This is a genomic window from Streptomyces sp. NPDC001027 (assembly GCF_040299045.1).
Classification (GTDB): Bacteria; Actinomycetota; Actinomycetes; order Streptomycetales; family Streptomycetaceae; genus Streptomyces.
On record NZ_JBEPBI010000581.1, the window covers coordinates 1 to 1,355 of the forward strand.

Below are 1,355 nucleotides of genomic sequence, written 5' to 3' on the forward strand. Positions count from 1 at the left end.
CACGCGCGACTGCGCGCGGTCGCTCGCCGGCTGAGCACGAGTGCGGCGACCGTGCTGCACGTCGCGTGGGCGCGGACCCTGGCGGCGGTCTCGGGAAGGGCCGACGTGGTCTTCGGCACCGTGTTGTTCGGCCGGATGAACGCCGGCGCCGGCGCCGACCGGATCCCCGGCCCGTTCATCAACACGCTGCCGGTCCGGCTGCGCACCGCTGAGCTGGGCGCGCTCGAGGCCGTCTCGGCCATGCGGGACCAGCTGGCCGAGCTGCTGGAGCACGAGCACGCATCCCTCGCCCTGGCCCAGCGGACCAGCGGACTGGCGGGCGACACGCCGCTGTTCACCGCCCTGTTCAACTACCGCCACAACCCCGGCGGATCCGAGCGGGAGCGGGACGACCGCAACCGCGGCTTCGAGGGCTTCGAGGCACGGTTCTCGCGCGAGCGCACCAACTACCCCCTCGCCGTGTCCGTGGACGACGACGGCGAGTCCATCGCACTGGCCGTGGACGCGGTGGCGGGCGTCGACCCCCACGCCGTGGGACGGCTGGTGTGCACCGCCGCCGAGAGCCTGGTCACCGCCCTGGAGGCGGCCCTGGACGGCAGCACCGAGCAGCCGCTGAGCGCGGTACAGGTCCTCGACGAGGTCACCGCGCACCAGATGCTGACGGTGTGGAACGACACGGCGGTCGAGGTCGCCCCGTTGACCGTGCCGGAGCTGTTCGCCGCGCAGGTCGCGCGTACTCCGGAGGCGGTGGCTGTGGTGTCCGGGGGCACGGAGCTGTCGTATGCCGAGCTGGATGCGCGGGCGAACCGTCTGGCCCGGTTCCTGGTCGGCCGGGGTGTGGGCCCGGAGTCGGTGGTGGGGGTGTGCCTGGAGCGTGGTGTCGAGCTGCTGGTGGCGGTGCTCGGTGTGCTGAAGGCCGGTGGGGCGTACATGACCATCGATCCCGAGTATCCGGCGCAGCGTGTCGCCTACATGGTGGCCGATGCGAGGCCGGGGGTGCTGCTGGCTGCGAGTGGTACTGCGGGCGTGGTGCCCCGTGCGGTGCTGCTGGACGACCCCGAGGTCGTGGCCGCCCTGGCGGGTCTGGAGGGTGGCGCGCTGGTCGGGCCGGGGCCGGTGCCGTCGCTTCCGGCGTACGTGATCTACACCTCGGGTTCCACGGGGCGGCCGAAGGGCGTGCTGGTCTCGCACGCGGGTGTGGCGAGTATGCGGGCGGGCCACAGTGGTCTGCTGGGCGTTGGTCCGGGTTCGCGGGTGGGCCAGTTCGCCTCGGTGGGCTTCGACGCGTTCGCGTGGGAGTGGTTCATGGCCCTGCTGACCGGCGCGACCCTGGTGGTCGTCCCGCCGGACCAGCG

1 protein-coding gene is annotated in these 1,355 nt (G+C 73.1%); it reads left to right on the plus strand.

Translation table 11 applies throughout. The features are described 5' to 3' along the window. Positions 1–51: 51 nt before the first annotated feature. A partial coding sequence (locus ABT300_RS44070) for an AMP-binding protein (RefSeq protein ID WP_351688819.1) occupies positions 52–1,355 on the plus strand: 1,304 nt, incomplete at its 3' end.